Annotated in this window: 1 protein-coding gene; it reads right to left on the reverse strand. The window is 37.9% G+C overall.

Going from position 1 to position 211, the window contains the following annotated elements:
• The coding region (locus ACRHOC_RS15930) for a hypothetical protein (protein WP_431159530.1) at positions 1 to 211 on the reverse strand (211 nt) is incomplete at both ends.

Consider the following 211-nt stretch of genomic DNA (forward strand, 5'->3'; position numbering starts at 1 on the left):
TTTTTAATGAGGTTGACATAAATTTCAGTTTTTCCAGAAGAGGTCACGCCATGGAGCAGCGTGACTGACTTTTGTGCAAAATGATGTTCTACAGTCACTAAAGCTTCTTCTTGGACAGCACTTAATTGTTTAATGTCTGAGGCACTATCTGCTTGATACTCGATGCGATCTTTTTGAATATGCAACTCCTCTAAAATGGCTTTATCTATCA

This window comes from Winogradskyella poriferorum (assembly GCF_050618035.1).
Taxonomy (GTDB): domain Bacteria; phylum Bacteroidota; class Bacteroidia; order Flavobacteriales; family Flavobacteriaceae; genus Winogradskyella; species Winogradskyella poriferorum_A.